The organism is Streptomyces sp. 13-12-16, assembly GCF_002114215.1.
Taxonomy (GTDB): Bacteria; Actinomycetota; Actinomycetes; order Streptomycetales; family Streptomycetaceae; genus Streptomyces.
In genome coordinates this window covers 30,966-32,970 of sequence record NZ_NCTE01000913.1, presented here as the reverse complement: position 1 = coordinate 32,970, position 2,005 = coordinate 30,966, and the positions used below count along the sequence as shown (strand labels likewise).

The 2,005-nt window shown below is 72.0% G+C and carries 1 protein-coding gene and 1 pseudogene; one reads left to right on the top strand and one right to left on the bottom strand.

Going from position 1 to position 2,005, the window contains the following annotated elements; all coding sequences use genetic code 11:
* Positions 1 to 251, bottom strand: a pseudogene (locus tag B7767_RS32160) (hypothetical protein); the annotation flags it as partial.
* Positions 252 to 570: 319 nt separating this feature from the next.
* On the opposite strand from B7767_RS32160, the gene B7767_RS32155 reads away from it, so the two are divergent.
* A partial coding sequence (locus B7767_RS32155) for an MFS transporter (protein ID WP_085575206.1) occupies positions 571 to 2,005 on the top strand: 1,435 nt, incomplete at its 3' end.

Sequence of the window (2,005 nt, the reverse complement as noted above, 5' to 3'; positions counted from 1 at the left end):
CGGCGCAGCCACACGTGCTCCGCCGAGCCCGCCACGGCGACGGCCAGCCCCTCCGGCCGGTCGTCCCGCCCGGCGGGACACGCGTCGGCCCGCCGGGCGACGGCCTCCGGCGCCCGCAGCACGGCCGAGCAGTGCTCGTACGAGGAGAAGACGACGGTCGACCCGTCCCACCACAGGGGCCCGGCCTCACGAATCCGGTCGAACACCGGATACGGATCGGAACGCACGGAGCCGTCCAGAACACGCAGCAAAAGCGAACGGGCTTCTTCCTGCCGGCCCTTCCCGCCCCGGTCCTTCTCGCCTTGATCCTTTTCCCCGAAAAGCAGGGACGCCGAGCGATGGTTTTCCATGGCACAGCCTTCCTGGAAGGGGACGCTGCCACCGGAAGGATGTTCGGGCCCGCTCGGCGCTGTCCATGCGGAGTTGCGCAAGCTGCCGCGAACAACGGCCGCCGCGGAGACTTCGCCAAGTCCGCTTGTGGGCGCGGCGGCCGGTGGATTGGATGAACCGCCGATCCGTACCGCTCCTCGAATCGGCAGTCATGACCGGCCGCGTTAGGAGAAGAGTCTCGTGAAACCGGGCCGTACGGTTGTCGCCCCCCGCACGGACGGCCGTGCACCGTCCCCGGCCGGCACCCCCGCCCCGCCCCCGGAGGCGGACGAGGCACCGCTGAACCCCCGCCGGTGGCAGGCGCTCGCCGTCCTGGCCGTCGGCCCGTTCCTCTCCCTGTTCGACCAGTTCTGCGTCAACCTCGCGGCGCCCTCGATCAACCGGTCGTTCGCGCTGTCGCCCTTCGAGTTCCAGGCCGTCGTCGGCGGATACGGCCTGGTCTACGGGCTGGGCCTGATCACCGGCGGACGGCTGGGCGACCTCTTCGGCCGCCGCCGCGTGTACCGCCTCGGTCTCGTCCTGTTCACCGTGACCTCGCTGGCGTGCGCGCTGGCCTGGTCACCGGCGGTCCTGATCGTCGCGCGTCTCGTCCAGGGCGCCTCCGCGGCCGTGCTCCAGCCCCAGGTGCTGGCCCTCATCCGGGTCCAGTTCCCGCCCGCCGAGCGGGCCAAGGCCCTGTCCTGGTACGGCGTCTCCATGAGCCTGGGCATGGTCAGCGGGCAGATACTCGGCGGCGCGATTCCCTCCTGGGACCTTCTGGGCCTGGGCTGGCGTCCCGTCTTCCTCGTCGCGGTGCCCCTGTGCGCATTCGCCCACATCGCCATCGGCCGGACCGTTCCGGCCGATGGCGCCCCGCGCACCGGACGGGGAATCGACGGTATCGGCATCGCCCTGAGCGCCACCGGTTTCGCCCTGCTCCTCCTGCCGCTCGCGGCCCTTCAGGAATGGGATTTCCTGCCCACCGGGCCGGTCCTCCTCTTCGCCGCCGCTCTGCTGCTCACCTTCTTCGTCGGACACCAGACGCGGCGCGCCGGGAAAAACCGGCCCGTGCTGCTTCCCGTCCGTTTCTTCCACAGCCGGACATTCAGCCTGGGCGTCCTGCTGAATTTCCTGCTGTACATGTCGAGCGTGCCGTTCGCCGTCATGCTCGGCCTCTACCTCCAGGACGAGTCGCACCTCAGTCCGGCCGCCGCCGGCCTCGTCTTCACCCCGGCGGCCGTCGCCATCGCCGTGGGATCACGCGTCAGCCCCGCCCTGCAGAAGCGCTACGGCATCCGGGTGCTGGTCGTCGCCGCCGCCCTGACCGCGGCCGGCCTCGCCGCGGCGCTCGCGACCGTCGGCCTGGGCACACCGGAGGCCGCGATCCTGCCGCTGATGGCCGGCTTCGCGGTCTACGGGCTCGGCAACGGGATGATCGTCCCCCTGCTCACCGGCATCGTGCTCGCCCAGGTGCCGTCCCAGGACGCCGGCGCCGGCTCGGGCGTGCTCAGCACCGCCCAGCAGCTGGGGGCCGCCGCCGGGATCGCGGTGGTGGGCGCCTTCCTCTACCCGGCGACGGGCACGACGCTGCGCTACGCCGACGCCATGTGGGCCGGGACCGTCCTGGCGGTCCTCG